Origin of the sequence: Pseudoalteromonas sp. MEBiC 03607, from assembly GCF_004792295.1 — a bacterium.
In the GTDB taxonomy this organism is placed as follows: Bacteria; Pseudomonadota; Gammaproteobacteria; order Enterobacterales; family Alteromonadaceae; genus Pseudoalteromonas; species Pseudoalteromonas lipolytica_C.
Genome location: NZ_SRRY01000002.1, coordinates 669,134 through 694,002 on the forward strand (window position 1 = coordinate 669,134; position 24,869 = coordinate 694,002).

The window sequence follows — 24,869 nt, forward strand, 5'->3', positions numbered from 1 at the left end:
AATTATTCTTGTTGGAATGGATACACAGAGCCTAAGTTAAGTAAGCTGGTTAACTCATCAAGTGCCTGATAGCTTTCGGTTAAAAGCCGTGGATCAGCAAAGTCATCACTACTTAAAGAGTCGCGGTAATGCTTATTAGCCCAACTCACTAACTGGTTATATTTTTCTTCACTAAAACGCACCCCAGGATTGACCGCTGCCAATTCATCACTGTTGAGTGCAACACGTAAGCGCAAACAAGCAGGACCGCCACCATTTTGCATACTTTGGCGTAAATCAAAAAAGCGTACTTGTTGAACTGGATTATCCGCTAAAACCATTTCTTGAATATAGTCGTGTACCGCTTGATTACGCTGACATTCTTTTGGTGCAACAAGTAACATATTGCCATCAGCTAAAGTGATCAACTGACTATTAAACAAATAGCTGCTCACTGCATCTGTGATACTTACTTTATTGGTTGGCACCTCAATAATATGCAGTGGTTTATTGCCAAGGTAAGCCTGTTTAATTTGCTTCAGCGCACTGGGCTGGTTCAAAAATGCTTGTTCATGACACAAAAGTACATTGCCATTAGCCACCGCAATTACATCGTTGTGAAAGACGCCTTGGTCTATTACATCGGGGTTCTGTTGAATAAATAACTGATTTTCTGGTTTTAGTTGATGTAAGCGGGCAATTGCTTGAGATGCTTCAAGTGTTTGTCTTGCAGGAAATTTAACGGGTTTTGGTAAGGCACTATTAAAACTACTTGCACCATATATAAAAAGCTCAAGCCCTGTATCTGCATGACTGTCGCATAGGCGATTATGGTTTGCTGCGCCTTCATCACCAAAAAAGCCTTGATCTGGTAAGTGAGTATGATGGCTAAAATAACGCTCGTCGTTAAACATGGCTTTTAACAATGCCGTAGTTGTCACGGGCTCTAGTGAGCGGTGAAATTTGTTATTTAAGTTAGCAGCCGTAAAGTGCACTTTGCCATCAAGAGTATCGGCAGAAGGTGAAATTGTTCCTGCATTGGCTGTCCACATTGCTGATGCACTGTAACATGCTCTTAATAGTATCGGATCTGCCTTAAATGCTTTTTCGATTATTTGCTTATCGCTGCCTGTAAAGCCTAGGCGTTTTAGCACATTAATGTCGGGGCGAGCATGAGGAGCAAAAATACCTTGCTCTAGACCTAATTCGTGCATCGCCTTCATTTTTTCAAGGCCTTGTAGCACGGCCTCTTTGGGGTTTGAATGCGAAGAGGCGTGACTTAGTGAAGCGACATTGCCATACGATAATCCCGCGTAATTGTGAGTAGGCCCCACTAAGCCATCAAAGTTTACTTCTACTGCGTGCATACTTATTCCATCATTGTTGTGCGTAAATTTTAACCATACAGAAATTATTTAGCTGAAGCTAGCTAACTCCATTTCTACATTGCGTAAGCTTTGCTGCAAACGCTTCTGGGTAGCAATTAAATACGCCTTTTGCTTGTTCTGTTTAACTTGTTGCTGTCTTGCAGCTTTGTATAACACACGCTTAGGAATGTCGTACTGCGCCGACGCTTCGGTGATTGTTAGTTGATGAACCGAAATTTTTTTAAGTGCTTCAATAAATGCGGGATCATTATTTAACATAGCGACGCTCCAAATCTGCAGTATTATGCGGATCGTTTGCTTCATGCATTTGCCATGTGCTGATGTCTAATCGCCAAAGTAGATAAAGAGTGTGAAAGAAGTTAGTCACGTTAGTCTCCTTGTTAGTGCCAGTTCATTTTATCTATTGGAAGATCTGTGCCAAACCGTCATTAAATTTAAATGTATTAAAAATCAATTGGTTAATATATTGTGGCTAGAGCGTCCCTAAAATCAGGCACTAAAATAGTGAAAGACAACCGTAATAATGCACTTTAATGATGCGTGCTTGCATTTTGTTTTTCGTAGCAGCGGCTTTATGCCGCGACATGGGTGAGGTAGGGGAGATACGAGAATAAAACGCGATGTAAAATCGCTGCTACATACTCGCACCTCCATCTTGTAGCTTTAATCTCTTAACTTTTACTCTCGTAACTTGTAACTCGTACCTCGTTACTCAAACCCTTCCAAAACAAGCTTTCCACGAGCTTTATGAGATTCTAAAATCCCATGGGCTTTAACAAGGTTTGCTACGTTTATCTTACCTAAATGCTCACCCAATGTTGTTTTGATTGTGCCGTCATCAACTAAACTAGCAAGCTCTGATAAAAGCTGATGCTGAGCAATCATATCATCGGTTTGGAACATTGAGCGGGTATACATAAACTCCCAATGCAACGAAATACTTTTACGCTTTAACTTTAAAATATCAAAGCTTGCTGGGTCGTCGATCAGTGCCAATTTACCTTGTGGCTTGATCACTTCTATAATGCTATCAAGATGTTGCTCGGTGTGCGTTAAGCTCACTACGTAATCAAATTCATTCAGGTCGGCCGCAAGACGTTGCTCGTTAAGGTTTTTGCTATGATCAAGAACATGATCAACTCCTAAATCTTTAAGCCAGTTGGCGCTTTCTTTTCGTGCGGCGGTACCAACTACTGTTAAATTGGTAAGCTGTTTGGCAAGTTGCACTAAAATTGAGCCTACACCACCTGCGGCACCTATCACTAATACAGAGGCTGGCTTATTGTTTTTAGATTTTTCAATTTGTAAACGGTCAAACAATAACTCCCACGCAGTAATACTGGTTAAGGGCAGGGCGGCTGCTTCACTATTACTAAGGCTTGTTGGTGCAAGACCAACAATGCGTTCATCAACAAGTTGCAGCTCAGCATTACTACCTTGGCGCGTTAAGTCGCCAGCATAAAACACACGGTCACCGACATTAAATAACGACACTTTGTCGCCAACAGCTTTAACGGTTCCCACAGCGTCCCAACCAATAACCTTGTAGCCATTGTCTGGTGATACATTAGCGCGAATTTTAGTATCAACGGGGTTTACTGAAATTGCTTCTACGGCTACAAGAATGTCGTGACCTGTGGCAACGGGATCAGGTAATTCAATCGCTTGTAGTGATGAGTCCGATAACGTTGGGGTTGCTGTAGTGTATCCAAATGCTTTCATGATGGTGTCCGTATTGATGAGTTTTGAACACTATAGCGTATAGAATTATATTAAAAAGAGGTGTAATCCAAATTCACTTTCAAATAATTTTTGTTAATTGAGGTCACTATTTACTAAATCGAGTAATTCAATCAGTTGCAGTGCTTGTTGTTCGTTAATGCTTGGGAAGCGACAACGAATTTGCGACGGTATATCGGCAGCTTGATCTTGCATTGCCTTGCCTTTGGCTTCGAGCTGCACGAGTCGTTTGCGTTTATCTTGGTTATCTTTGGTGATCGACAACAATGCTTTGTCGCTCATTTTTTTTAAAATTTGCGTCATCGCACCGCCATCAATAGCGGTTTTTTCAAGTAATTCAGCAATGCTGATCTGATCTTTTTCCCACAGCGCCATCATCACGACGTATTGCGGGTAGGTTAAATCTAATTGATTAAGAGAATCTCGATACGCACGGGCAATCCCATTCGATGCCATATATAAGCGATGGCATAGCTGGTTATCTAATTTTAGCTGTGGGTATTTCATACTCGGTCCTCAAAATTCAATACGAGCATTTTAATTTGCATACAAAGTATTTGCAATCCCGAAAAAGCTGATCTAATATATTTTGCATGCAAAGTATATTTTCACTCAATTAGGAGAGTAATCATGAAAGAACTACAAAGCGTCGCATACACAGCAAAAGCAACAGCAACAGGTGGCCGTGAAGGCACAGCAAAATCAGATGATGGCCGCTTAGATGTGGCACTATCAACTCCTAAGGGGTTAGGTGGTGATGATGGTCAAGGTACAAACCCTGAGCAATTATTTGCAGCAGGTTACGCGGCTTGTTTTATCGGCGCATTAAAGTTAGTGGCTGGCCAAGCAAAAATTAAATTACCGGCAGATACTCACATTAACTCTGAAGTATCAATTGGTCCTATCGAAGGTGGTTTTGGTATTGCTGTTAAGCTTGCGGTATCGGTGGGTGATCTTGATAAAGACACCGCTCTTGAACTTGTTAATAAAGCGCACGAAGTATGCCCTTACTCAAACGCAACGCGCGGTAACATTGCTGTAGAGCTATCAGTTATCTAATTGCTATTGATCAAATTAGGCCGTGCTTTATGCACGGCTTTTTTGTTTTTCAGCAATCGACTTTGCTAAATCGCCTGAACCCGTAAGCGCAGATACTAGGCCTTCGCGCGGCTCACTGAACACTATTGGCTTTATCTTACTGGCTCGGGCTGCATCGAATACCGGTATTTGGCTCATTGCGTATTCAGACAATGCGGTAATGGTTAATGATGGGTTTACCCCTAAATTACCCGGTATGATTGAGCCGTCAATAACTCGTAGGTTTTGATAGCCGAACACTTCTCCAGAGCTATCAACTACGCCGTTAGAGGCATCAGTTCCCATGGCGACTCCACTCATTATATGTGCCGTCATCGGGGCACCAAAGAGCACTTCAGTTAAAGCAGAGCCTGGCACGCCACCGAGTTTTTCGGCGTAGAGTTTGGTTGCTTCTTCTGCTTTTGGAAAACTAACGCTAAGCGGTGCATCATTCTCTTTTTGCACTGCAGTAATGCCGTTTTTAAATAACCGATACCATTTGCGTCGCCATTCAAGGTGAATAAACGCCTCGGATTTTTGCATCACCAAAAATAGAATCGAGCTGCGGGCTTTGCCTTTTGGCCGCAATACTTTGGCTGTTTTTATTGGATGGCGCAGTGTATTCACTAAAAACTTAGCGATACGCTTGAGGCCTTTTCCTGTCACCATAGGAACGTAAGGTAAATATAGCCATGTGCCATCGGCACCTTCCTTAAACCGGCAAATTTCAATATTGGTGTCTTTATCGACCGAAATAAATGAGCTGATCGCAACGCCATCATCAACTTTTTTAGTGGTATTGTTCGCGGTGGTGAGGGTTTCTGAATTTGTACGAATTTGCTGACCCAGCCAAGCTGAAATATTGGGCAATGTTTTGTCTTTATCACGCATTTTTAAAAGCAAAGGCACGGTGCCCATGACCCCCGCGCTTAGCACAACACCACGTGTTGTTAGCGTATAAATATGGCTATTGCGATGACTGGTATCTTTAATCTTAATTTTGTATCCGGCGCTGCCATCTGCATTAAGCGGGGTGATTTTGATTACTTCAGAGCTTGGTCTTATCTCTACACCATTGCGCTCGGCAAAGTACAAATAGTTTTTCATCAAGGTGTTTTTGGCATTATGGCGACAACCAATCATGCAGCTACCGCAGTAATGGCAGGTATTTCGCCTTGGGCCATCGCCGTTAAAGTAAGGGTCGGGTAGCTCTTTGTTATAGGCTTCGCCGGGCTTTGCAAAAAGCACCCCGGTGTTCACGGTTTTGAACGAGTCACCTTGATCCATCTGCTCAGCAATCTCTTTAAGGGTGTGATCGGCAACATTGGTATAGGTATTTTTGGCACTGCCTAACATGCGCTGTGCAAGGCCATAGTAGGGCATTAGGCTTTCTTTCCAGTCTGATTTTATGCGTGTCCAAGCTGGAGATTGAAACACCTCATCATCAGGAATAAGGTGCACATTGGCATAAATTTGTGAGCCACCGCCAACACCCACACCATGCAGCACAGTGACTTTGCTGGTAAACGAAAATTGAATGCAGCCTTTTAAGCCAATTTCTGGTTGCCACATATAATTTTTGATATCTAGGTTGGTCTTTGGAAATTCTTTATCGTCTCGGCGAAGGCCTTTTTCAAGTACTAAAACCCGGTTACCTTTTTCGCTTAGGCGTAGCGCACTCACTGAGCCACCAAACCCAGAGCCTATAATTATTTGGTCAAAATCAAATGTGTCTTGCTTCATGGTCATCGCTTGTTGATATTTATTATTATAATTAACTCGTTACAAAATACGCTGTAAATTAGCTGCTTATCTATTGTGATTTGGGATGTACTTATTAGTAATATAGAAGCTTGTCGGTTGTTTGTCTTAGAACAAGTAATAAAGAAACGCAATTTATCAATTATTTTAGTGCTCAGCAGCGCTTACTCGCTATATGTTAAGCCATCTAATTAAATAGTTTGTCATGCTTTGTACGCCGTTAATCTAAATAAACCGAATCATAACAAAGCTATAAATTTCAATTGCATGCTAGCAAAATTCTGTTGTCGAACAGGGCATTTTCAATAAATTACTTAAAAATAATGCTTTACTCCTTTTTTGGGCTGTAAAATTAGTTAAATAGTCTAAACTATTAGCAAACCTACAATAAAAACAGGACATTTCGATGCGGCAGTTAGCATTAGCGAAAAAGTTATTATGGCTCACAGTAGGCAGTATTTTTATTACTGTGTTTGTTTTATCGAGTGTTTTATGGTGGCAGTTGTCAAACAGCAACCAGCAGTTAGCTGCACAATCAGAAAAGCTGATTGTTGCTGAAGTTGAAGACAAACTAGCCTCCAATGCTGCCGCATATGGTGAACAAGTTGCTGGATTTATTAACGAAGCATATCGAGTGCCTTATTCATTTGCCGCAATCTTAGGTGATCATGATGCAGCAAGTACTTTAACTCGCGATGCGGTGGTTGAGTTGAATCGCTCACTACTTAAAAAAAATACCATTCTTTCATCTATTTATTCGCAGTTTGAAGCAAATGCGTTTGATGGCCGTGATGCTAATTTTATTAGTGGTTATGATCACTCTGTGGCGGGTGTTGGTACTTTAGAAATCTATTTCACACGCAATCGAGATGGCGCCATTGAGCAACAAGTCGTAGATGATGCGGCTGAAAAATATGTCGATACACTTAATGAATTTGGTCAGCGAGAAGCTGAGTGGTACCTGTGTGTAAAAGACACCAAAGTACCCTGCATAATGGAACCTTACCTATACGAAATCACCCCAGGGTATTCAGAAATGATGACCTCTTTAACTGTGCCAATTCTTCGTGATAATGAATTTATTGGTGTTGCTGGTGTTGATTTAACTTTGCCTGTATTTCAAAGCATGACCGAAAAATTGTCAAAAGAGCTATATAATGGTAAAGCCCGAGTCACCTTATTAAGCTCACTTGATTTAGTGGTTGGTAGTAGCCATTACAAAGATAAGCTAGGCAGACCGCTAAAAGAGGCAGTGGCTAAAAGCACTTTAGACAATTACGTTAAAGCTAAAAATCAAAGTGGTGTATTTAAAGTCGGTGATGAATATTTAGTTAATTACCCAATCACCATTAAGCTTGCTAAAACCCAGTGGAACTTATTGATTCAAGTACCAGCTGAGCTTGCTCTTGAGGGCCCTCATGCGCTGGCAAATAGCATGAGTGAAAACGCCAATACGTTAGGCGGCTTAATCTTGGTGACGGGTATTATTATTGCTGGTGCAGCCTTTGTTATCATGACCTTAGTGATCCGCACCATCGTGGCACCATTACAACAAATTCAACAGCGTGTTGATAACCTTGCTAGTGCTGAAGGCGACCTAACCCAAACCCTGCATGTTGATACCCATGCTGAATTAATAGCACTAGCAACAGGTTTTAATGCGTTTCTTGCTAAATTGCGTGACTTAATTGGTGAGCTTAAAAATGTATCGACGCAAACCAAGGAGCAAGCCCACATGGCAACCAGTGTTGCTGTTGATACTAAACATAATGTACAAGCGCAATTTCAAGAAATTGAAAGCGTGGTGACCGCAATGAACGAAATGAGTGCAACAGCACTTGAGGTTGCAAGGGCTTCTGAACAATCGGCGCAACAAGCTGACGAAATAAATAGTTTAGTGGTTAGTAGTGAAAAAAGTTTGTCTTCAGCTGTAACACAAGTTAAGACTATGTCAGATGAAATAAAAGAAGCAAACAAAGCGGTCGAAAAGGTTGCAGCGCGCAGTAATGACATAACTCAGATATTAGATGTGATCAGAACCATAGCAGAGCAAACCAATTTGCTTGCCCTCAATGCTGCTATAGAAGCTGCAAGAGCTGGTGAGCAAGGACGTGGATTTGCCGTGGTCGCCGACGAAGTTCGTGCGCTTGCTTCAAAAACACGTTCATCAACCGATGACATCAGCGGTCTAATCGACAGCTTACAGCTTGAAGTAGGCAACGCTTCTAAAGTGATTGAACAAGGTGTTGTGCGTGCACAAACCGCGGTAGATGAAACCTCCGTTGCCTTTGATGCGCTTCATGAGGTGGTTGTTAAGGTGGACGAAATTACGCAACAAATTACCCATATTGCAACAGCCGCTGAAGAGCAAAGCTCTGTAACCGAAGAGATTAATAGGAATCTTACTTTAATCTCAGATGCTGCATCGCAATTAGCAGAGTTATCAACGCAGGCTGGAGACGGCAGTCAAACGCTTAATGCCCTTGTTGCACAGCAAGATGATGAGCTGAATAAATTAAAGACGAAATAGCTTTAAGCTGCTAGTTGCAAGAGTGAAGGGGCTAGTTACGAGGTGCTAGGTACGAGATAAAACGCGATGTGAAATCGATGTTACCTACTCGCACCTCGCATCTCTAGACCTTGTTTCGCGCGCCAAGCAAGTGTGATGCCTGCATTCCCATACCTCATAGTTTACCTGTTTGCTATTCATACGATTTATTAGACTAATAGTTAATGTGCTTGATTAATAGGCATTTATTAACAATTGCTGTATGTTGTCTAAATTATAAATTAAGGTAAGTTATTATATTTCAATTGGTTAAGAGAATTTTCTGTATTTTTAATACTATAAGAACGGCTTTTTTACAAATTCATACCCTACCTTTTGCCTAATCGTGTTTTTGGCCTGACTGCTTTACCCTAACTGCATAATAAAAACTCACATAAAAAACTCACATAATTTTTCAAGATAGGCAGTAGGAGAACTCATGAATACGAGGCAGCAATCAGCGTCAACAGCGCCTGCTGAGCAAGGATCGGATACTCATGCCGACCAGCAAAGCTATCAAGCTCTTCATAAACCCAGCAGTTATTTTTCGAGTCGCGACGAATACCTTGAACACGAATTACAAATTATGCAGCCTAAGCGCTGGCGTCCTAATTTACCATTTCGTGATTACCGGTTTGAATTAGAAGACTCTATCCCTGCAATGGCAGGAACCATAGGCAAGGTGGTCATGGTCGGTGCTATTGCTGCAACGTTTGCAGCGCCACTGGGCCTAGGTGAAGGTTTTATTCTAGAAAACGTGCGCTATGAGCTATTAATTGTATCGATCTTCATTTTATTATTTTCGGGCTTCTTTTTACCAACGGCAAATCTGGCGGGTACGCATGGGCCGCTTATTCCATTGATCCCGATTGTGGTTGCAGCGGGTGGTCACCCAATGGCCTTTGGTTTACTGATAGGGGCGTTTGGTCTGTTACTCGCGCTTAGTAAAGGGGGGAGTTTACTGGCGGGCTTAACCAGCCGAGGAGTGTGTGGCGGTTTACTGCTCTACCTTGGTTTTATCGGCACGATTTCGCAGGTTAAAAAGCTGTTTGCATGGGCTGAAGGCATTGATATGACCCATATCGCTTTTATTGTGATTTTATCGACTATCGTGTTGTATGCCTTACTTGAGCACTACAAAAAACGTTGGTTAGCTGTGCCATTAAGTTGCTTACTTGGCGGTTTAATCGCATTTTTACTGGGGGCGCCGTTTGAGTTTAAAACAGCACCGGGCTTACCAAATATGAACCCAATGTATTGGTGGGGTGAAAACACCGGTTGGATGCTGGGGTTACCAACTCTTGAGAGCTTTGTTGTGGTATTGCCATTCGCGGTGCTTGCGGTTGCTATGTGGTCACCTGACTTTTTAGGGCATCAAGTATTCCAAAAAATCAGTTACCCAGAACGCACAGAAAAAGTGCAAATGAACATTGACGATACCATGTTTAGTGCTTCAATCCGTCAGACATTTGGTTCTTTGTTAGGCGGCTCTAACTTTACCTCATCATGGGGAACTTACATTGTGCCAGCAGCCATCGCTAAGCGACCCATTCCTGCAGGTGCGGTGTTAACGGCATTATTTTGTATCATTGCCAGTATTTGGGGCTACCCAATGGATTTAGCTATTTGGCAACCCGTGTTATGTGTCGCCTTGATTGTAGGTGTGTTTATCCCACTTCTTGAAGCTGGCATGGAAATGACCCGCGAAGGTAAAACCACCCAATCGGCTGCTATTGTGGTGTTTTCATCGACTTTGGTGAATCCTGCATTTGGTTGGTCGTTAACGATGTTGCTCGACAACCTGGGCTTAATTGGTTGTAAAGAGCGAAGCTCTGAACTATCACCAATGAGCCGTTGGATCATTCCATTAATAATGTTTGTAATTTTAACAAGCGTGATGGCGCTGGTGGGTATGCTGCCAGGGATCCCAGCATTAATGGCTGACTTTAGGCATTGATAAAAAAGGGTAAGGTGATAAACGCCTTACCCTTTTTCAAAGCTGTTATTTAAACTTAACTGTTTTTTCGCTGCGGATGTAAGTTCGGGTATCTGGTTTTGTCCATTGACCTTTTTTAAGGTAAGAGGTCGACACCACAAAGCTGTTGTTTTTAAACTCGCTTGTCGATTTTACCTTAGTGATCCCCTCTTTGCTGCCTGTCACATTCTCATAAGCAACAAATTGAGTAGGGCTAAGTACATTCATTGTGCCTTGGGTATAAAAACCTGCCGTAGTGAAGTAATAAAACACTAAAGATTGCTTTTTATTATCCCAAAAAATCATCGATTCACCACCATATTCACCTTCATTGATAGAATGAATGGTTTTAATAGCCGTGCCATTGAGCGCGCGTTGCCAGGTACTCACATCTTGCACACCAGGTTTACCTGCTGCGACATTAAAGTCAGACTGCCATGTGCCTAAGTAAGGCTCAAACACTTTTAGCTTGTCATCAAGTTGTTGCTCCGCCGCCAAAACAGAAAGTGAACACAGGCAGATTGATAGTAAAAGTGATTTTAGGTATGCCATAATAGCGTCCCGATAAAATTAATTTGTTTTGCAAAGTATAGGTGATAATTCGTTGATTAAGAAAACATTAATTACATTTTCATTGTTGTTTTTAGCGCTGTTATGGCTGGTATCGTGGCAACTTAATATTACCTACTTTATTGCAGGCACTTACAGCGTAGCGAGCTTAATAAGCTTTTTGGTATACGGCTGGGATAAACGTTTAGCGATGCAACATGGCGAGCATACAATAAGAGTACCTGAGCGAACACTGCATATTTTAGGGTTAATCGGTGGTTGGCCAGGTTCATTAATTGCACAGCAATGGTTAAGACACAAATCCAAAAAACGCAGTTTTATTGCTGTGCTTTGGTTAACAATTATTGTTAATTGCGGTGCACTGTCGTCACTGTACTATTTGCAGTTAATTTAAAAGAAGATCAAAAAAGGAAAGCCGCTGCTTTCCTTTGGTGGGAAGTAGTTTCATATTATTGAGTAGCTTGATTAGACTCTATGCTTTTAAGATCTACAGTCAATATTGTTTTTTTATCTACAACAATCCACTTGCGATAGGTTAAATAACCAGGCTTGGTTACTTCAATATCGTATTTACCATCATTAAGTTCAATACCATCTTCGTAGACAGGTTTAATATTCATGATACGAACACGCGCATCGTTAGGTGTAGTAACGACCGTTAATGAAGTTACAGGCACTTCCTCTATCACTTCAGCTACAGGTTCTACAATAGTCTCTGGTTCTGGCGAAACTTCTGTGGTTGATGAACAGCCTGCTAGTATCATCAGTGCACAGGCAAGACTTAATTTTTTCATAATTACTCCATTAAATTACACTATTTATTAGACGTTAAAGAAAAAGAATGGCGTTCAAAAATTTATTTGTGCAAATTCGCTCTTCCCTGACGTTTGATTATTTAATCTTCTGATCTAGATTGTATTTTCTAGACTCTTTCTAATTTCTTCGCTCCGTTCTACAAGTCTTTCGGCTGTTCTATACATTTTTTGTTTCATTAAACTACTGGCCATAGAAATATAAGTCGTTGCTATTTGATCTTTGATTAATAAAATGGGCTCAAATGATTCAGGGAAGATTTCAGCTTCTTTACTAAATGACTCATCAAACTCGATAAGCTGTTTATAGTCCGAAACATTTGCAAGTTGAGTGTTAAATCTTTCTAATTTTTCTTGATAAAATATTTTGGCATCGTCGTCAGGGTAACTCACAGTCATCCCTTCACTCGTTTTTCTCTTATATTCAGCTAATGCGACCATGGCTGACTCTTTTTTTCGCAATGCAGTAACGAGTGGCTCAAGTTCTGAAGTATTGGAAAAAACTAATTCACCTACATCAAGTAATGTTTTTTGTGTAACAAAATCTTCATTTTCAATAGACGCTAAAACTGCCAGTTTGAAATTATTTATATGCTCTTGGTTGGGTACATAGGTATAACTAGAGTCGATAATTTTTATTTGAGATACAAGACCGTGAATGTTGTTGTCACCACTTTCATCGTATCTAGATTGCGATAACAGTACATCTAAACGGTAACTTAGATCAGATAGGATTGACTGTCTTTCAGTAAGCAAGCTTTCGAGTTTATTATTTAATGTCTCTGAATCAGGATAGAAATTTTTTGCTTCGTCATAAATAGCAATAGCTTCATCGTAGGCTCTTGTATTTATGGCGGTTCTTGGTAAATCATCGACTTGTTTAGTAAATTTTTCTACGACTTTATTTTGATGAACAGCTAAAAGCCCTTCTTTTAATACTTTGTATTGTGGTGGAATTTCATTTAATCGTTGCGGTAAACCATCACTAGGCCAATTCATCCATGTTTCAAGCTGTTCAACTTTTGCGAGCGAGTTTTGATAGTTTGCTTCAATCAATTGCTGTTTATCGCTTTGGGATAAAAACTGATACCCAGCACCACCAATAAGTAATGCGTAGCAAGCTGCATGGATTAATAATGAAGTTCTATTATTGTTTAGTCCATATTTAACTTCAGACAATGATTTAGGGCGATGAGCAGCATCAAGTGAAATACACTTTTTGATTTTAAGCCAAACACTTAATGAACTGTTGCTGGGTTTTTTTACACTTGTATCTTTTGCTACTTGATTTGCAGCGACTCTATTGTATGGATGCTTGCTCGTTAATAGCTCAAATGCAATACAACCAAATGCAAATATATCGTCTTTAGCTGAAGATTTATCTCCATTTAGTTGTTCAGGACTAGCATATGTGGGGGTATAACCATTGCTGTTTGGTTGCTCATTGTTAGCAGGGGCTGCATATTTATCTTCTTGAAGGTTTGTTTTTGCAATACCAAAATCTAAGATCTTTAAGTTTCCTTGCGAATCAAGAATTATGTTTGAAGGCTTTAGGTCGCTGTGTACAATTCCCTTAGAGTGAGCGTAAGTTAGGGCGTCAATAAGCTGATTTAAAATAGGTTTAGCTCGTTTTTGAGACAAACCATTTGGTTTACTTCTTTTGATTAATTGCTCAAGAGTTTCACCTTCAATCCATTCCATTACGACGAAATGATAGGTGTCACTTGAAGACGCTGAAAATACTTTGACAATGTTGGGGTGAGAAAGAGTGCGAGTTTTTATTGTTTCATCTTTTAACAATAATAAAGCATCCTCTGAGTCAGCTAACTCAGGGTGTAATACTTTAACTGCAACTATATTATCTTGATTTAATTGAGTATTTAGGTAGGTGTCTCGTGCTCGATAAATATAACCCATGCCACCTTCACCAATTAATTCTTCAATTAAGTAGCGGTTTGAGAGTGTTTTACCAATTAAATGAAGCTTGCTTCCTTTAGATACCGCATTTTTATTTTTTATTGAGGCAATACGTGTTTTATCATTCTCAGCAGTCATTATAATTCCTTTTATAAAAATCAATATCCTTTTGACTGGGGACATATTTTACAAAAAATACAACAATAAGCAATCATTCAGTTTATATTAATGAACTGGTACTTAAGGTTTAGTTCTTAGATTGGTTATTTGTTTTTGTATTTTATTTTGTTTTTTAAAATTATTTAAATTCTGTTTATGGGTATTTTTCCGCGTTGACTTTATTCTGCGAAGTATTTTATCCTATTAGAATGTTTGTATTTATGGGACTAACAATCAAATGGAAGTGATTCTAAATGTTACCAGTTATCACAGGCTTTCTCCTGAGATAGATGCGAAAAAAGTAGTAAAAAATGAGTTAACTTTTGGTCGGTCAGAAGATTGTGATTGGTATTTACCTGATCCGGAAAAAGTAATATCAGGTCGCCATGGTAAAATTGTAAAAGAAACAGATGGCTTCTATGTTTATGACTACTCGACAAATGGATTGTTTATAAACTTTTCAGTTTCACCGCTTGGTAAAGAAAATAAACACCGACTAAATGATGGTGACATTCTCACTATTGGTGATTTTCAAATTGAATCAACTTTACAGCAAGATGAACAAGCTCAAAATTTTGAGCCACATGTCAACTCTTTCAATACCCCGCCTACAGAACTACCAACAAATTTAAGCGGTAATTTTAATGCTTCTTCTGAGCAGCAATTGGCTTACGACAGTTCTAGTGAACTTGAAGAGGCAATGCTTGCTCCTACTTTTCAGAAAGCACCGAGTGAAAACATTGACATATTTTCACAACAAAACCTCAGTCAACCCATTCCAGAGGACTGGGATGATCTAGCGCAACTAGCAGGTACAGTTAAAGAAAAAGAAAATAGCGTGCCTGTATTACCGGTAGAAGAGCCTGTAATTAGCACTCCAGCTGTTAATGATAGTAAGCCGTTCAATAATGGCAATAGTGCAATGGCTGCAAATAACGCCCCAGTTAGTGCACCTATAAAAGATAATCAAATTTCAAGCTCTTCGAAATTAGTTATTTCTTTTTTGAATGGCTTAAGTGTTAATGAAAAATTAGCTGCAGAGCTGCAAAATGAAGACACATGGCAGCATATGGGCGAGTGTTTTAAGCTTTTTCTTGAAGGCTCGATGGATTTGATTCGTCAGCGAACAAATATTAAGAATCAACTTAAATTGAATCACACAACTTTTAAAGTTGAGCAAAATAACCCTCTTAAGTTTTCAGCAACCATTGATGATGTTATGCAGAATCTTTTTGTTCGTAATAGCGCAAGTTTTTTGCAAGCGAATGAAGCTGTAAAAGAAAGTTTTGTTGATATAAAACTTCATGAGCAAGGGTTACTAGCAGGAGCAACAGGGGCGCTTAATGGCCTTTTAGAGCAATTATCACCGCGTGATATAAAAGCGCAAAGTAATAAAGGTGGTCTACTTAGCTCTTTGCCTGCATATGGCGGTGCTTCTAGCTGGCGTATATATAACGAATTGTATGCTGACATTGCAGATGATGTTAAAGCTAAAGGAGTTTTAGCATTTTCTGATGATTTTCTGAAGGCATACAATAGTGGTAATTAGTTGTATTACAATAAAGGAATAATGCAATGTTGAAGTTCAAGCTTACTTTTGTAGGTGTTATGTGGGTATTTTTAACAGCCTGTACAACGGTAAACAAGTTTGTGCCCCCATCTACTGATTTAAACATTTCAGTGGCCTCAGATGTGAATCCAGATATCTCTGGCCGTCCTTCACCTGTCGTTTATAAATTGTTTGAGCTAAGCTCCCGAACTATTTTCGATACGCAAGATTTTTTTAGTTTATATGAAAATCCTGAAGCGGTACTTGGGCCTGATCTTCTTAAAAAAGATGAACTTGAATTACAACCTTCGTCAAGCATTGAATACAAAATGAATTTAAACAGAAATACTCGCTTTGTTGGTGTGGTAGTCGCTTATAGAGATATTGAAAAGGCCCGTTGGCGAGCTGTTATAGAGGTTGATCCGACAGGCTACGATGACATTGACGTAAATGTTGAGTCGTTAGCTGTATATATGAAAGATTAAAGGAATAAACATGAGTGATTACACGCGGGTCGCATGGACAGAAGGAATGTTCTTAAGGCCTCAGCATTTTCAACAAGCAGATAAGCATGTTTCTAGTGTAATTAGAAGAGTTATAGAGGGCACTGTTGCTGATTCATGGGGAGTCATTGAACTCGAAATTGATAGTGAACTACTTGTAACCGGTCAATTTGCTATTGATAAATTGTCGGCTATTTCGCCAGATTTATGCCCAATTCAGATGCCAAGTGATGAGTTTCTTCCTGATCCCTTAGTGGTAGCTAAAAGTGCCTATGATGAAATTATATGCCTTGCAATTCCAGCCTTGAAGGGAAGTGGGATCAACATCTCATCTAGTGAAGACGAATTAGTGACACGTTACAGGATTGCAGACTTATCAGTTAGTGATGACAGTTTAGGCTCTCAAGCTCAAGAAGTAATCCAAGTAGCAAAGCTTCATAGCCGATTGATGTTAATGTCTGATGATACATCGGGTTATGTCTTGCTGCCGCTTGCAAGAATTACAGAAGTCACGAATGAGGGAGCAATTAAACTTGATTCTAAGTATATTCCTCCTAGTTTGTTTGTCACCAGTAATAAGCCTTTAACAGCGCTTGTAAGAGAGGTCTCAGGTTTAATAAAGCAACGTGCTGAAAGTATTGCAGTCAGGCTATGTCAAGGGTATGCAGGTAGCACATCAGTGGCTGATTTTTTGATGCTACAAACATTAAATAAATATGATGCTATTTTTCAAAGCTTATTAACGCACTCTCGTGTTCATCCTCGAGAACTTTATGCAAGGTTAATTGAGCTTGCTGGCGAACTTGCAACATTTAGTGCTGTAAATAAACGGGTGCCGCAACTTCCAAAATATGACCATGCAAATTTACAGTTTGTTTTTGCAGAGGTTGTGAACTTCCTATACCAATCTCTCAGCCAAGTGATTGAACAAACAGCCACTGAAATTAAGTTAGAACAAAGTAAGTTTGGTATCTCATTCGGTGCATTAAGAGATAAGTCGATTCTCGACTCTGCTCAATTCGTACTGGCTGTCAAAGCGAGTATTCCCCATGAAGAATTAAGAAAGTTGCTACCTTCGCAAATTAAAATTGGTAGCGTAGAGTCGATTCGAGATTTAGTAAATAACCAGCTACCAGGGATCTCAATCAATGGCTTACCTACAGCGCCACGTCAAGTACCTTACCATGCTGGATATCATTATTTTGAGCTTAATAAAAACAGTGAACACTGGAGCAAACTAAAATCCAGTGGGGGTATCGCTCTTCATTTATCAGGTAACTACCCTGATTTAAACTTAATTCTTTGGGCAATTAGAAGCTAATAAAGGAAGCGTTTCAATGGATGAAACAATAATTAAACCACGTCCAGGACGTTTGGGCCGTAACAAGTCAAATTCAGAAGCATCGCAAGGCTCGAGTGACAAAACCGTGGTCTCGTTTAGTCACTCTTCACCTGAAAAGGCGAGTGTCAGTTCTGTATCAATTTTTAAAAATGAATTACTCGATGCGGCTAATGATAGCTTTTCATTGATCATTTTTATTAATCAGTCATCGCAAATAGACAGTTTAGCGGCTTTAAAGCATCGTGCAATTGAATCAATCAAGCGCTTTGAGACGAATCTGCGCGCGAAATCAATTGAGCTCACGGTCATTAATAATGCGCGTTATTGCTTATGTGCTGCAATTGATGAAGCTGTATTAAATGCAAAGTGGAGTTCGTTAGAATGGGCAGAAGAGAGCTTATTATCCACTTTTCATAAAGAAACATTTGGTGGTGAGTACTTTTTTACTTTGCTGGATGAAGCGCTAGCGCATCCAGAAATGAATCGAAACTTTTTAGAGCTACAATACCATTGTTTAAATTTAGGCTTTAAAGGTAAGTTTCGAGTTGCTGCAAGCGGTGAAAGTAAGTTAGAAGATTACCGTAATAGAATTTACCACATCCTCAATCAGCTTGATGGGCCTCATAGTCAATTTTTAACACCTAGCTGGAAAAGCCGTGTTGCAGCAGGGGTAGAGTTAAGAAACCAAATTCCTCTTTGGGTTGTAATTTCGGTTCTTGCTTTAATTGCGCTAGTGGTTTATTTATTTTTCAATATGCGTCTCAATGAGCAAGTTGACGCTACTGCTGAAAACTTGAAATTAGTTCATCCTTTGTCATCTTCACAAGTCGAAGGTAACAAAAGTAAGCAACTCGACTTGTTAACCCAATTATTACACACTGAAATACAACGCGGTATAGTGAGCGTTGAGCAGCAAGCAGACAGAATCAGAATAACAATCAATAATGAGAGTTTGTTCAACTCAGGCGAAGCGACACTTCTGCCATCTTTCCAACCAATTTTAGAGAAGTTAGCGCTAAGCCTTGAAGGAACAAAAGGCAAAATCTTAATCACAGGTCACACCGACGATAGTCCAATAAGTACCAGTCAGTATCCTTCTAATTGGCATTTATCATTAGCTAGAGCTACACAAGTAGCAAACTCAATGGCCAAGAACACGGGCTTAATGGGGAGGTTATGGCCAGAAGGAAAAGGCTCTGCAGAGCCTTTAGTGAGCAATACGAATTCAGATAAGGCATTAAACCGCCGAATTGAAATCGACTTACTTTTTTAATGGAGTTGTGATGAGTTTTATTCAAAAGTGCAAGCGCGCTATGTACGCTGCTACTTCTCGTAAGGTGATGATCGTAGTTGGCTTTTTAGCTCTCTTCCTACTTATTTGGTTTGGTGGTCCTTTGATAGCGATCGCTGATTATAAACCGTTTGAAAGTGTCGCTGCTCGTGCAATCACTATTTTAGCAATTTTACTGGTATATACCGTTATTAAACTGATTGAATTTAGAAATCAAAGCAAGCGAAATACTAGCATGACAGAAGAGCTGATAGAGGTTGATGCTAATTCTGCAGATGAAGTCCAAGAAGAAATTAAAACCTTAAAGACTCGAATGGTTGAGGCGATCGAGTTATTGAAGGATGCCAAGCTCTTTAACGGCCGTAATATCTATCAGCTTCCTTGGTATATCATGATTGGCCCTCCTGGTTCAGGTAAGACAAACTTTATCAATAACTCAGGCCTTGATTTTCCTTTAAAGGAGAAGCTAGGCACAGACTTAATTCACGGTGTTGGTGGTACGCGGAATTGTGATTGGTGGTTTACCAACAAAGCAGTGATTATTGATACCGCAGGACGTTACACCACGCAAAACAGTCATGCTTTACACGACTCAAAAGCATGGCAAGGTTTTTTAGGACTACTTAGAAAATACAGGCCAAAACGACCTGTAAATGGGGTGATCATCAGTATGGGTATCTCTGAACTGATGAATCAAACTAAAACTGAGCGTAATTTGCATGCTCGCGCGATTAAACAACGACTACAGGAGCTTCAAGGGCAGCTGGGCATGACCTTTCCTGTTTATGTTATTTTTTCAAAAGTTGACTTAATTGAAGGGTTTAGAGAGTTTTTTAGTGAGCTGAGTGATGAAGAAACCGAACAAGTTTGGGGGGTTACTTTTGAGCTTGATGCTGAATCTGACAATCAAATTGAAGTGTTTAACAGGGAATTTCATGGGCTAATTTCAAATTTAACCTCGTTATTAAATCGACGTTTAATTAATGAGCATGATTTAGCAAACCGCTCTAAGGTATTTGAGTTTCCAAAGCAACTTCGTGCACTTCAAAGTGTAGGTTATTCTTTTTTAAAAGAAATATTTACACCAAATGCGTATGAAAGTCTGCCAATATTTCGTGGTGTATACCTTACTAGTGCAACGCAAGAAGGGACTCCTTCTAATTTGTTGACGGAACAAAATTCAACGAAAAAAGATTATATAAACCAAACTAGAAGCTTCTTTATAAAGCGTTTGTTAGAGAGCGTTATTTTTCCTGAGCAAAACCTAGCAAGTACCAACAAACATCATGAAAAGCAAAGTAAGTGGTTACGCGTGTCATGCTTAGCTGTGACATGTATCACTTTAATAGCATTAAGTATCTCTTGGTACGTGAGCTTTTCATGGAATAGTGATTTGATAGATGAAACAAATCAAGCATTAGCTGAATATCAAGTGCTAGATCAAAATACAGTAGATAAAAGTAATCTGCTTGTTTTGAATCAGCGCTTTAATAAGTTAAAGAATTTCCCTGTTAATGAAATTAATGCTGAAGATTTTGAGGCTTATGGTTTTAGTAAGGTAGAAGAGCTAACAGAGGCTTCAAAAAGTGCCTACTTGCGTTCACTAAAAACGTACCTAGAACCATATTTACTCAATGCGCTAACATCTGAGATGGAGCAACAAGCTGATTATTTGAGTTATTTATACGAGACATTACGCAGCTATCTGATGTTATTTGAGCCTGAGCATTATAATCAAGATGATTTACTTGCCTGGTTTAGTGCCTATTACGAAAGGGCTCTTCCTGGGGATGTGAACGTAACTAATCGCAGTGATCTTATGGCTCATACACGAGCATTATTGGATCATGGTTTTTCTGGGCAGGAAATTGATCATCAAGCTGTTCGTCTTGCGCGAGCTGAATTAACAAAACTGCCAATTGCAGAAAGAGCTTATCAAAGACTGCAAGCTGACTTTATGGAAAGCAGCATTCCTCCAATAAAATTAACAGACATTATAAGTTACGAAAGCGCACGAGAATTTAGTTTTCAAAACCCTGAAGTCGCGATGAAAGGTATCCCAGGTCTTTATACCTACAATGGTTATCATGGCATTTTTAATGTCGAGAAAAGCAAGATGTTGGGTAACTTGATGGCAAGTAGTTGGGTTTACGGTGAAGAAGCTGCAAACACATACGATATCTCAAAAGCTGAAATCGAAAAGAAATTAGAGCAAAAGTATTTTCAAGATTATATCTATTACTGGCGTTCGTTTGTTGATGAGCTGACTTTAAATGAGTTCAATTCACCAACAGAAGGTGTTCGCGTTACTAATGTTTTAGCGGGACCAGAAGCGCCAATAAAAAATATTATTACAACTGTTCAAAAAAATGTTCAGTTGACTAAGTTGCCTATTTCGGAAAATCAAAAGGCTGCCGGTAAAGTGGCTGCAAATGCAGCTGAAGTCGCTATGCATACTAAGGCTAATAGACTTAAGCGCTACTTACCCAATGAAACACCGAAATTTGAGGTGAAGCTTCCTGGCTATCAAGTTGAAGAAGCATTTAGTGATATTTTAGAAATTGAACCACAGCAACTTGAGACAATTCAAGCAAGTTTAAGAGAGCTAAATATTTACTTAAACCAACTTGACCGTGGTGGGTTACTTAAGTCTTCTGTAAAAAACCAACTAAGTGGTAAAAATAAACCAGAGTTTCTGAGCGAGCTTGAGTTTCAAAGTAAAGGGCTACCTTATCCAGCCAGTAATTGGTTGTTGAACATAAGCCAAGATACGTCAAACATCACAAGAAAAAGTGCCAATCAGCACTTAAACGAAATCTGGAGAAGCAGTGTTTTACGTGAGTACAACGCAGCAATTGTAGGGCGTTACCCGTTGGTACCTCACTCAGATAAAGAAATTAACCTTAAAGATTTCTCTGACTTTTTTGGTCCTAAGGGCACAATTGATAACTTCTTTACTACCTATATTGCACCCAGTGTTGATACCAGTAAGAGTCCATGGCGATTTGAAAAGAACATAGGAGTAAGCGAATCCGCACTTAAAATGTTTGAGCAAGCAGCCAGAATTCGTGAGGTGTTCTTCGATGGCAACAGTAATACGCCACGCATAGAGTTTGGTTTAAAGCCGATAAAACTCGACCAAACAATTTCTAGCTTCATGATCGAAGTTGATGGTCAGTCAATGGTTTATCGACATGGTCCACCGAAAGTAAAAAGTATTGTTTGGCCAGGAGACGTTGCCCAAAGTAAAACCAGAATTGTGTTTACACCACCTTATGGTGGCAGGACTATCAATACTAGTTACAGTGGCGAATGGTCTTTCTATCGAATGTTAGACGATTTAAAGGCTCAACGAGCAGAAACTCAGAGTGACTTAGAGCTGCACTTTTCGCTGCAAGGTAATAATGCAACTGTTGAATTATTACCAAATTCAATTAGACACCCATTTTGGAACGCAAGTATAGAGAGTTTTTCATGTCCGACAAGGCTATAGGTATTGGCTATTTGGGCAAGGTTCCATTTTTGGGGGACTTTGTGCAAGAAGGGATCAGCCAACAGTTTTCAGAGCATTGGGAGCATTGGTTACAGGCTGCTATAGCAGTAAGTAAAGAACAGTTAGGTGCTCAGTGGCAAGAACGTTATTTAACAAGTCCAGTATGGCACTTTGCATTGTCTGAAAACTTAATCACAGAAAGCGCAAAAGTGGGGACACTTTTACCAAGTGTTGATGCTGTTGGGCGCCATTATCCCTTTACAGTTCTCATCGATAGCGATAGCACACCCATTTCGGCGTTAAATTCGAACCAGCTATCGCTTGATTATGAAGACGCTGTGTTATCTGTACTTGATGACAGTGTGGACTTGAGTGTTTGGCAGAAAAAGGTACTGAATACGCTTAAAGTTCGTCATTCACCCGCTAAAAAGTTCAGTAAAAGTCTTTCGCCAGATGAAAATAAATCTGCTGTTGTATTTGAGTTTCAAGGAGATGAATTAGCGGATGGGACTATAGATGATGTATTGCATTCACTTTTACTTAATAAGTATGGTGATTACAGCGTTTGGTGGACTCACGGCTCTATCAATATTAAACCTGTTGTTTTTGTGACCGCAGGTTTACCACCGGTAAATCAGGTGGCTGCAATGCTAGATGGACGTTGGCAGCATTGGGAATGGAATTATACCCAGGTAAGTAAGTGTGAATAAAAATTTTATTAGTTATGCCGTGTCTCATCGCGGAGTCGTTCGAGAACTTAACGAAGATGCTTATATTGAACTTAATAAGTATAACATTTGGGTTGTTGCAGACGGTATGGGAGGGCATGAAGCGGGCGATTTTGCAAGTCAGCTAGTGGTAGATGTTATCAAGGCTGAAGTCGAAGAGTTACCTGCGTCATCAATTTCAACCGAGATGTTGATCAAGGCAATAAAAAGTGCCAATACAAAACTGCTTGAATATAGCAGTGATTTTTTAGCTAACAAAACGGCCGGTACAACAGTTACCGTATTGTTTTTCAAAGATAATAAGTATTCAGCAATTTGGGTAGGTGATAGCAGAATATACCTTTACAGAGCGAATGGGTTGTTACAGTTATCTCGAGACCACAGTCAAATTAATGATTTAATTGACGAGGGCTTACTCACAGAGCAAGAAGCAATAAATCACCCATTAGCGAATGTAATTACACGCGCAGTAGGGGTACAAAATGAATTATCAGTCGATTGTGTTGAAGGTGATTTATTAACTGATGATATTTTCCTACTTTGTTCTGATGGATTAACTGGTGAGTTAAGTGACTCAGAAATTAGTATTGCTTTAGGTCCTAAAAATATAATTGATTCTGGTATGGCTTTAATTCACTCCACTCTTGTGCGTGGTGCAAGAGATAATGTTACTTTTATTTTAGTGAAAAATGAAGAATCGGATAAATCTAATAATAAAAAACTAGTTAATGATGATTTGACTGTGCCCTTATTATTGAGTAAATAGCCTATTATTAAAATAATATGGATGATGCTTTGTTTTATTATTTTATTTTTTGTAATTTTATTTTAATTAATGGTTTTGTGGCTTGAAATTAAAAATAAGAGATGTATTATTTTACGTCGTCTCTATTTTGGGTGTAAAAGGAATTTGTAAGGCAATGGAATGTTTGTATTTGATGAATATATAGCTCCAATTAGCGAAGATGCATTCGCGGGCATTGAGCCTAGATCAGATGTATCTCCTACCTCAACGTATTATTCCTTAAAAGATATGCGTAATCAGCTACGTGCTGCCGAGCGCCTTGCACTCGTTGATGATGAGGGCATAGCTTCTCTTGCTCGTGACTGGCAGCCATTGTTAGAACAATGCAGCGCAGCATTAAAATCAGAAAGTAAAGATATTGAATATTTAGCCTGGTTTATTGAAGCATTATGTCGTGTATATGGTTTTAAAGGTTTGGCATTTGGCTTTCGAGTTGCACATGAGCTTATAAGTAATCATTTTGAGTTACTCTATCCATCACTTGATGAAGGCGATGAAATATCTGATAAAGTTTCTGCTCTTGTTGGTTTAAATGGCGTAGCGGGTGATGGCGCGCTTATCATCCCTATTAAAAGTATCGCTCTAACAGATAGCCAAAATTATGAACCATTTACTTACTGGGAATATCAGCAAGCTTACGACATATCTAGGCTCAATGATGAGAAAAGAGAAAAGAAAATAGCGCAAGGCGCTATTGATTTTGAATTAATAGAAAAAAGTGCCCAAGAAACTCCTGCTGAGTTTTTCCTCGATTTAAAAAACGGCATTGAAGAGGCTCTCACAGAATTTAGTGCATTAAGCATTGCACTTGATGCTGCTACTGAACAGTCACAACCCACTTCTAATATTAAGCAAGCACTCGAGGAATGCTTAAATGCAGTTTTGCATTTAGGCAAAGATAAGCTCAAATCTCTTGAAGTCAAATCAATACAAGAACCACAAGACAATGAGCGAGTGGAAGATGATGCATCTATAGCTGAGAATACTAATCGCAATGATGCGGTAATCAACAGCCGAGAAAGTGCGATAAATAAGTTGCAAGAAATAGCACAGTTTTTCAGAAAGACAGAACCGCATTCACCTATGTCTTACACCATTGAACAAGTTATTCGATGGAGCGAATTATCGCTACCAGAATTATTAAATGAATTAATAACCGATAGTGATGCTAGGACCGGATACTTTAAGCTGTCTGGCATCAAAGTTAGCGAAACAGAAACCGAGTAAAAGGA

General features: G+C 39.5%; 20 protein-coding genes. 12 read left to right on the forward strand and 8 right to left on the reverse strand.

The window, feature by feature from the left end:
• Positions 1-2 precede the first annotated feature (2 nt).
• From astB to E5N72_RS19940, 4 genes are all read right to left on the reverse strand, one after another.
• Complete coding sequence (astB, locus tag E5N72_RS19925) at positions 3-1,346, reverse strand: N-succinylarginine dihydrolase (protein ID WP_135926828.1); 1,344 nt, start codon at positions 1,344-1,346, stop codon at positions 3-5.
• 48 nt (positions 1,347-1,394) lie between these two features.
• The gene (locus E5N72_RS19930) at positions 1,395-1,625 is read right to left on the reverse strand and encodes a helix-turn-helix domain-containing protein (protein ID WP_168246765.1); all 231 of its coding nucleotides are present in this window, start codon (positions 1,623-1,625) and stop codon (positions 1,395-1,397) included.
• Positions 1,626-2,075: 450 nt separating this feature from the next.
• Positions 2,076-3,089, reverse strand: a complete 1,014-nt coding sequence (locus E5N72_RS19935) for a zinc-binding alcohol dehydrogenase family protein (RefSeq protein ID WP_135926830.1) — start codon at positions 3,087-3,089, stop codon at positions 2,076-2,078.
• A 93-nt stretch (positions 3,090-3,182) separates the two neighbouring features.
• Positions 3,183-3,614 (reverse strand): MarR family transcriptional regulator, encoded by a 432-nt coding sequence (locus E5N72_RS19940; RefSeq protein ID WP_135926831.1) that lies wholly within the window; start codon positions 3,612-3,614, stop codon positions 3,183-3,185.
• Between the two features lie 123 nt (positions 3,615-3,737).
• Between E5N72_RS19940 and E5N72_RS19945 the strand changes: the two genes are divergently transcribed.
• On the forward strand, positions 3,738-4,166 hold the full coding sequence (locus tag E5N72_RS19945) for an organic hydroperoxide resistance protein (protein ID WP_135926832.1): 429 nt from the start codon (positions 3,738-3,740) through the stop codon (positions 4,164-4,166).
• 27 nt (positions 4,167-4,193) lie between these two features.
• Here the strand turns inward: E5N72_RS19945 and E5N72_RS19950 are convergent, their stop codons facing one another.
• Positions 4,194-5,927, reverse strand: coding sequence for a GMC family oxidoreductase (locus tag E5N72_RS19950; protein ID WP_135926833.1), 1,734 nt, complete (start codon positions 5,925-5,927; stop codon positions 4,194-4,196).
• Between the two features lie 424 nt (positions 5,928-6,351).
• On the opposite strand from E5N72_RS19950, the gene E5N72_RS19955 reads away from it, so the two are divergent.
• Positions 6,352-8,475, forward strand: a complete 2,124-nt coding sequence (locus E5N72_RS19955; protein WP_135926834.1) for a methyl-accepting chemotaxis protein — start codon at positions 6,352-6,354, stop codon at positions 8,473-8,475.
• 457 nt (positions 8,476-8,932) lie between these two features.
• Complete coding sequence (locus E5N72_RS19960; protein ID WP_135926835.1) at positions 8,933-10,450, forward strand: DUF3360 family protein; 1,518 nt, start codon at positions 8,933-8,935, stop codon at positions 10,448-10,450.
• A gap of 45 nt (positions 10,451-10,495) precedes the next feature.
• On the opposite strand, the gene E5N72_RS19965 is transcribed toward E5N72_RS19960, so the two are convergent.
• Positions 10,496-11,020: a hypothetical protein gene (locus tag E5N72_RS19965; protein ID WP_135926836.1), complete on the reverse strand. Its 525-nt coding sequence runs from the start codon at positions 11,018-11,020 to the stop codon at positions 10,496-10,498.
• 52 nt (positions 11,021-11,072) lie between these two features.
• Here E5N72_RS19965 and E5N72_RS19970 point away from each other — a divergent pair, with 52 nt between their 5' ends.
• The gene (locus E5N72_RS19970) at positions 11,073-11,432 is read left to right on the forward strand and encodes a DUF1294 domain-containing protein (protein ID WP_135926837.1); all 360 of its coding nucleotides are present in this window, start codon (positions 11,073-11,075) and stop codon (positions 11,430-11,432) included.
• A gap of 55 nt (positions 11,433-11,487) precedes the next feature.
• On the opposite strand, the gene E5N72_RS19975 is transcribed toward E5N72_RS19970, so the two are convergent.
• Positions 11,488-11,832 carry a PEGA domain-containing protein gene (locus E5N72_RS19975; protein ID WP_135926838.1) on the reverse strand — a complete coding sequence of 115 codons (345 nt, stop codon included), beginning with the start codon at positions 11,830-11,832 and terminating at the stop codon, positions 11,488-11,490.
• Between the two features lie 114 nt (positions 11,833-11,946).
• Positions 11,947-13,905, reverse strand: a complete 1,959-nt coding sequence (locus E5N72_RS19980) for a serine/threonine-protein kinase (protein ID WP_168246766.1) — start codon at positions 13,903-13,905, stop codon at positions 11,947-11,949.
• 259 nt (positions 13,906-14,164) lie between these two features.
• Between E5N72_RS19980 and tagH the strand changes: the two genes are divergently transcribed.
• The 8 genes from tagH to tssA all read left to right on the forward strand — a co-directional run bounded on the left by tagH (position 14,165) and on the right by tssA (position 24,864).
• On the forward strand, positions 14,165-15,475 hold the full coding sequence (gene tagH / locus E5N72_RS19985) for a type VI secretion system-associated FHA domain protein TagH (protein ID WP_135926840.1): 1,311 nt from the start codon (positions 14,165-14,167) through the stop codon (positions 15,473-15,475).
• 26 nt (positions 15,476-15,501) lie between these two features.
• A complete protein-coding gene (tssJ, locus tag E5N72_RS19990) occupies positions 15,502-15,960 on the forward strand; it encodes a type VI secretion system lipoprotein TssJ (protein WP_135926841.1) in 459 nt (152 codons plus the stop codon).
• A 10-nt stretch (positions 15,961-15,970) separates the two neighbouring features.
• On the forward strand, positions 15,971-17,299 hold the full coding sequence (gene tssK / locus E5N72_RS19995) for a type VI secretion system baseplate subunit TssK (protein WP_105181721.1): 1,329 nt from the start codon (positions 15,971-15,973) through the stop codon (positions 17,297-17,299).
• 16 nt (positions 17,300-17,315) lie between these two features.
• Positions 17,316-18,593 (forward strand): type VI secretion system protein TssL, long form, encoded by a 1,278-nt coding sequence (tssL, locus tag E5N72_RS20000; protein ID WP_135926842.1) that lies wholly within the window; start codon positions 17,316-17,318, stop codon positions 18,591-18,593.
• Positions 18,594-18,603: 10 nt separating this feature from the next.
• Complete coding sequence (gene tssM, locus E5N72_RS20005; RefSeq protein WP_135926843.1) at positions 18,604-22,104, forward strand: type VI secretion system membrane subunit TssM; 3,501 nt, start codon at positions 18,604-18,606, stop codon at positions 22,102-22,104.
• Complete coding sequence (tagF, locus tag E5N72_RS20010; protein WP_135926844.1) at positions 22,086-22,814, forward strand: type VI secretion system-associated protein TagF; 729 nt, start codon at positions 22,086-22,088, stop codon at positions 22,812-22,814. Before tssM ends, tagF begins: the two co-directional genes overlap by 19 nt.
• Complete coding sequence (locus E5N72_RS20015; RefSeq protein ID WP_135926845.1) at positions 22,807-23,598, forward strand: protein phosphatase 2C domain-containing protein; 792 nt, start codon at positions 22,807-22,809, stop codon at positions 23,596-23,598. Before tagF ends, E5N72_RS20015 begins: the two co-directional genes overlap by 8 nt.
• A gap of 159 nt (positions 23,599-23,757) precedes the next feature.
• Complete coding sequence (gene tssA / locus E5N72_RS20020; RefSeq protein WP_135926846.1) at positions 23,758-24,864, forward strand: type VI secretion system protein TssA; 1,107 nt, start codon at positions 23,758-23,760, stop codon at positions 24,862-24,864.
• The last annotated feature ends 5 nt before the right edge of the window (positions 24,865-24,869 follow it).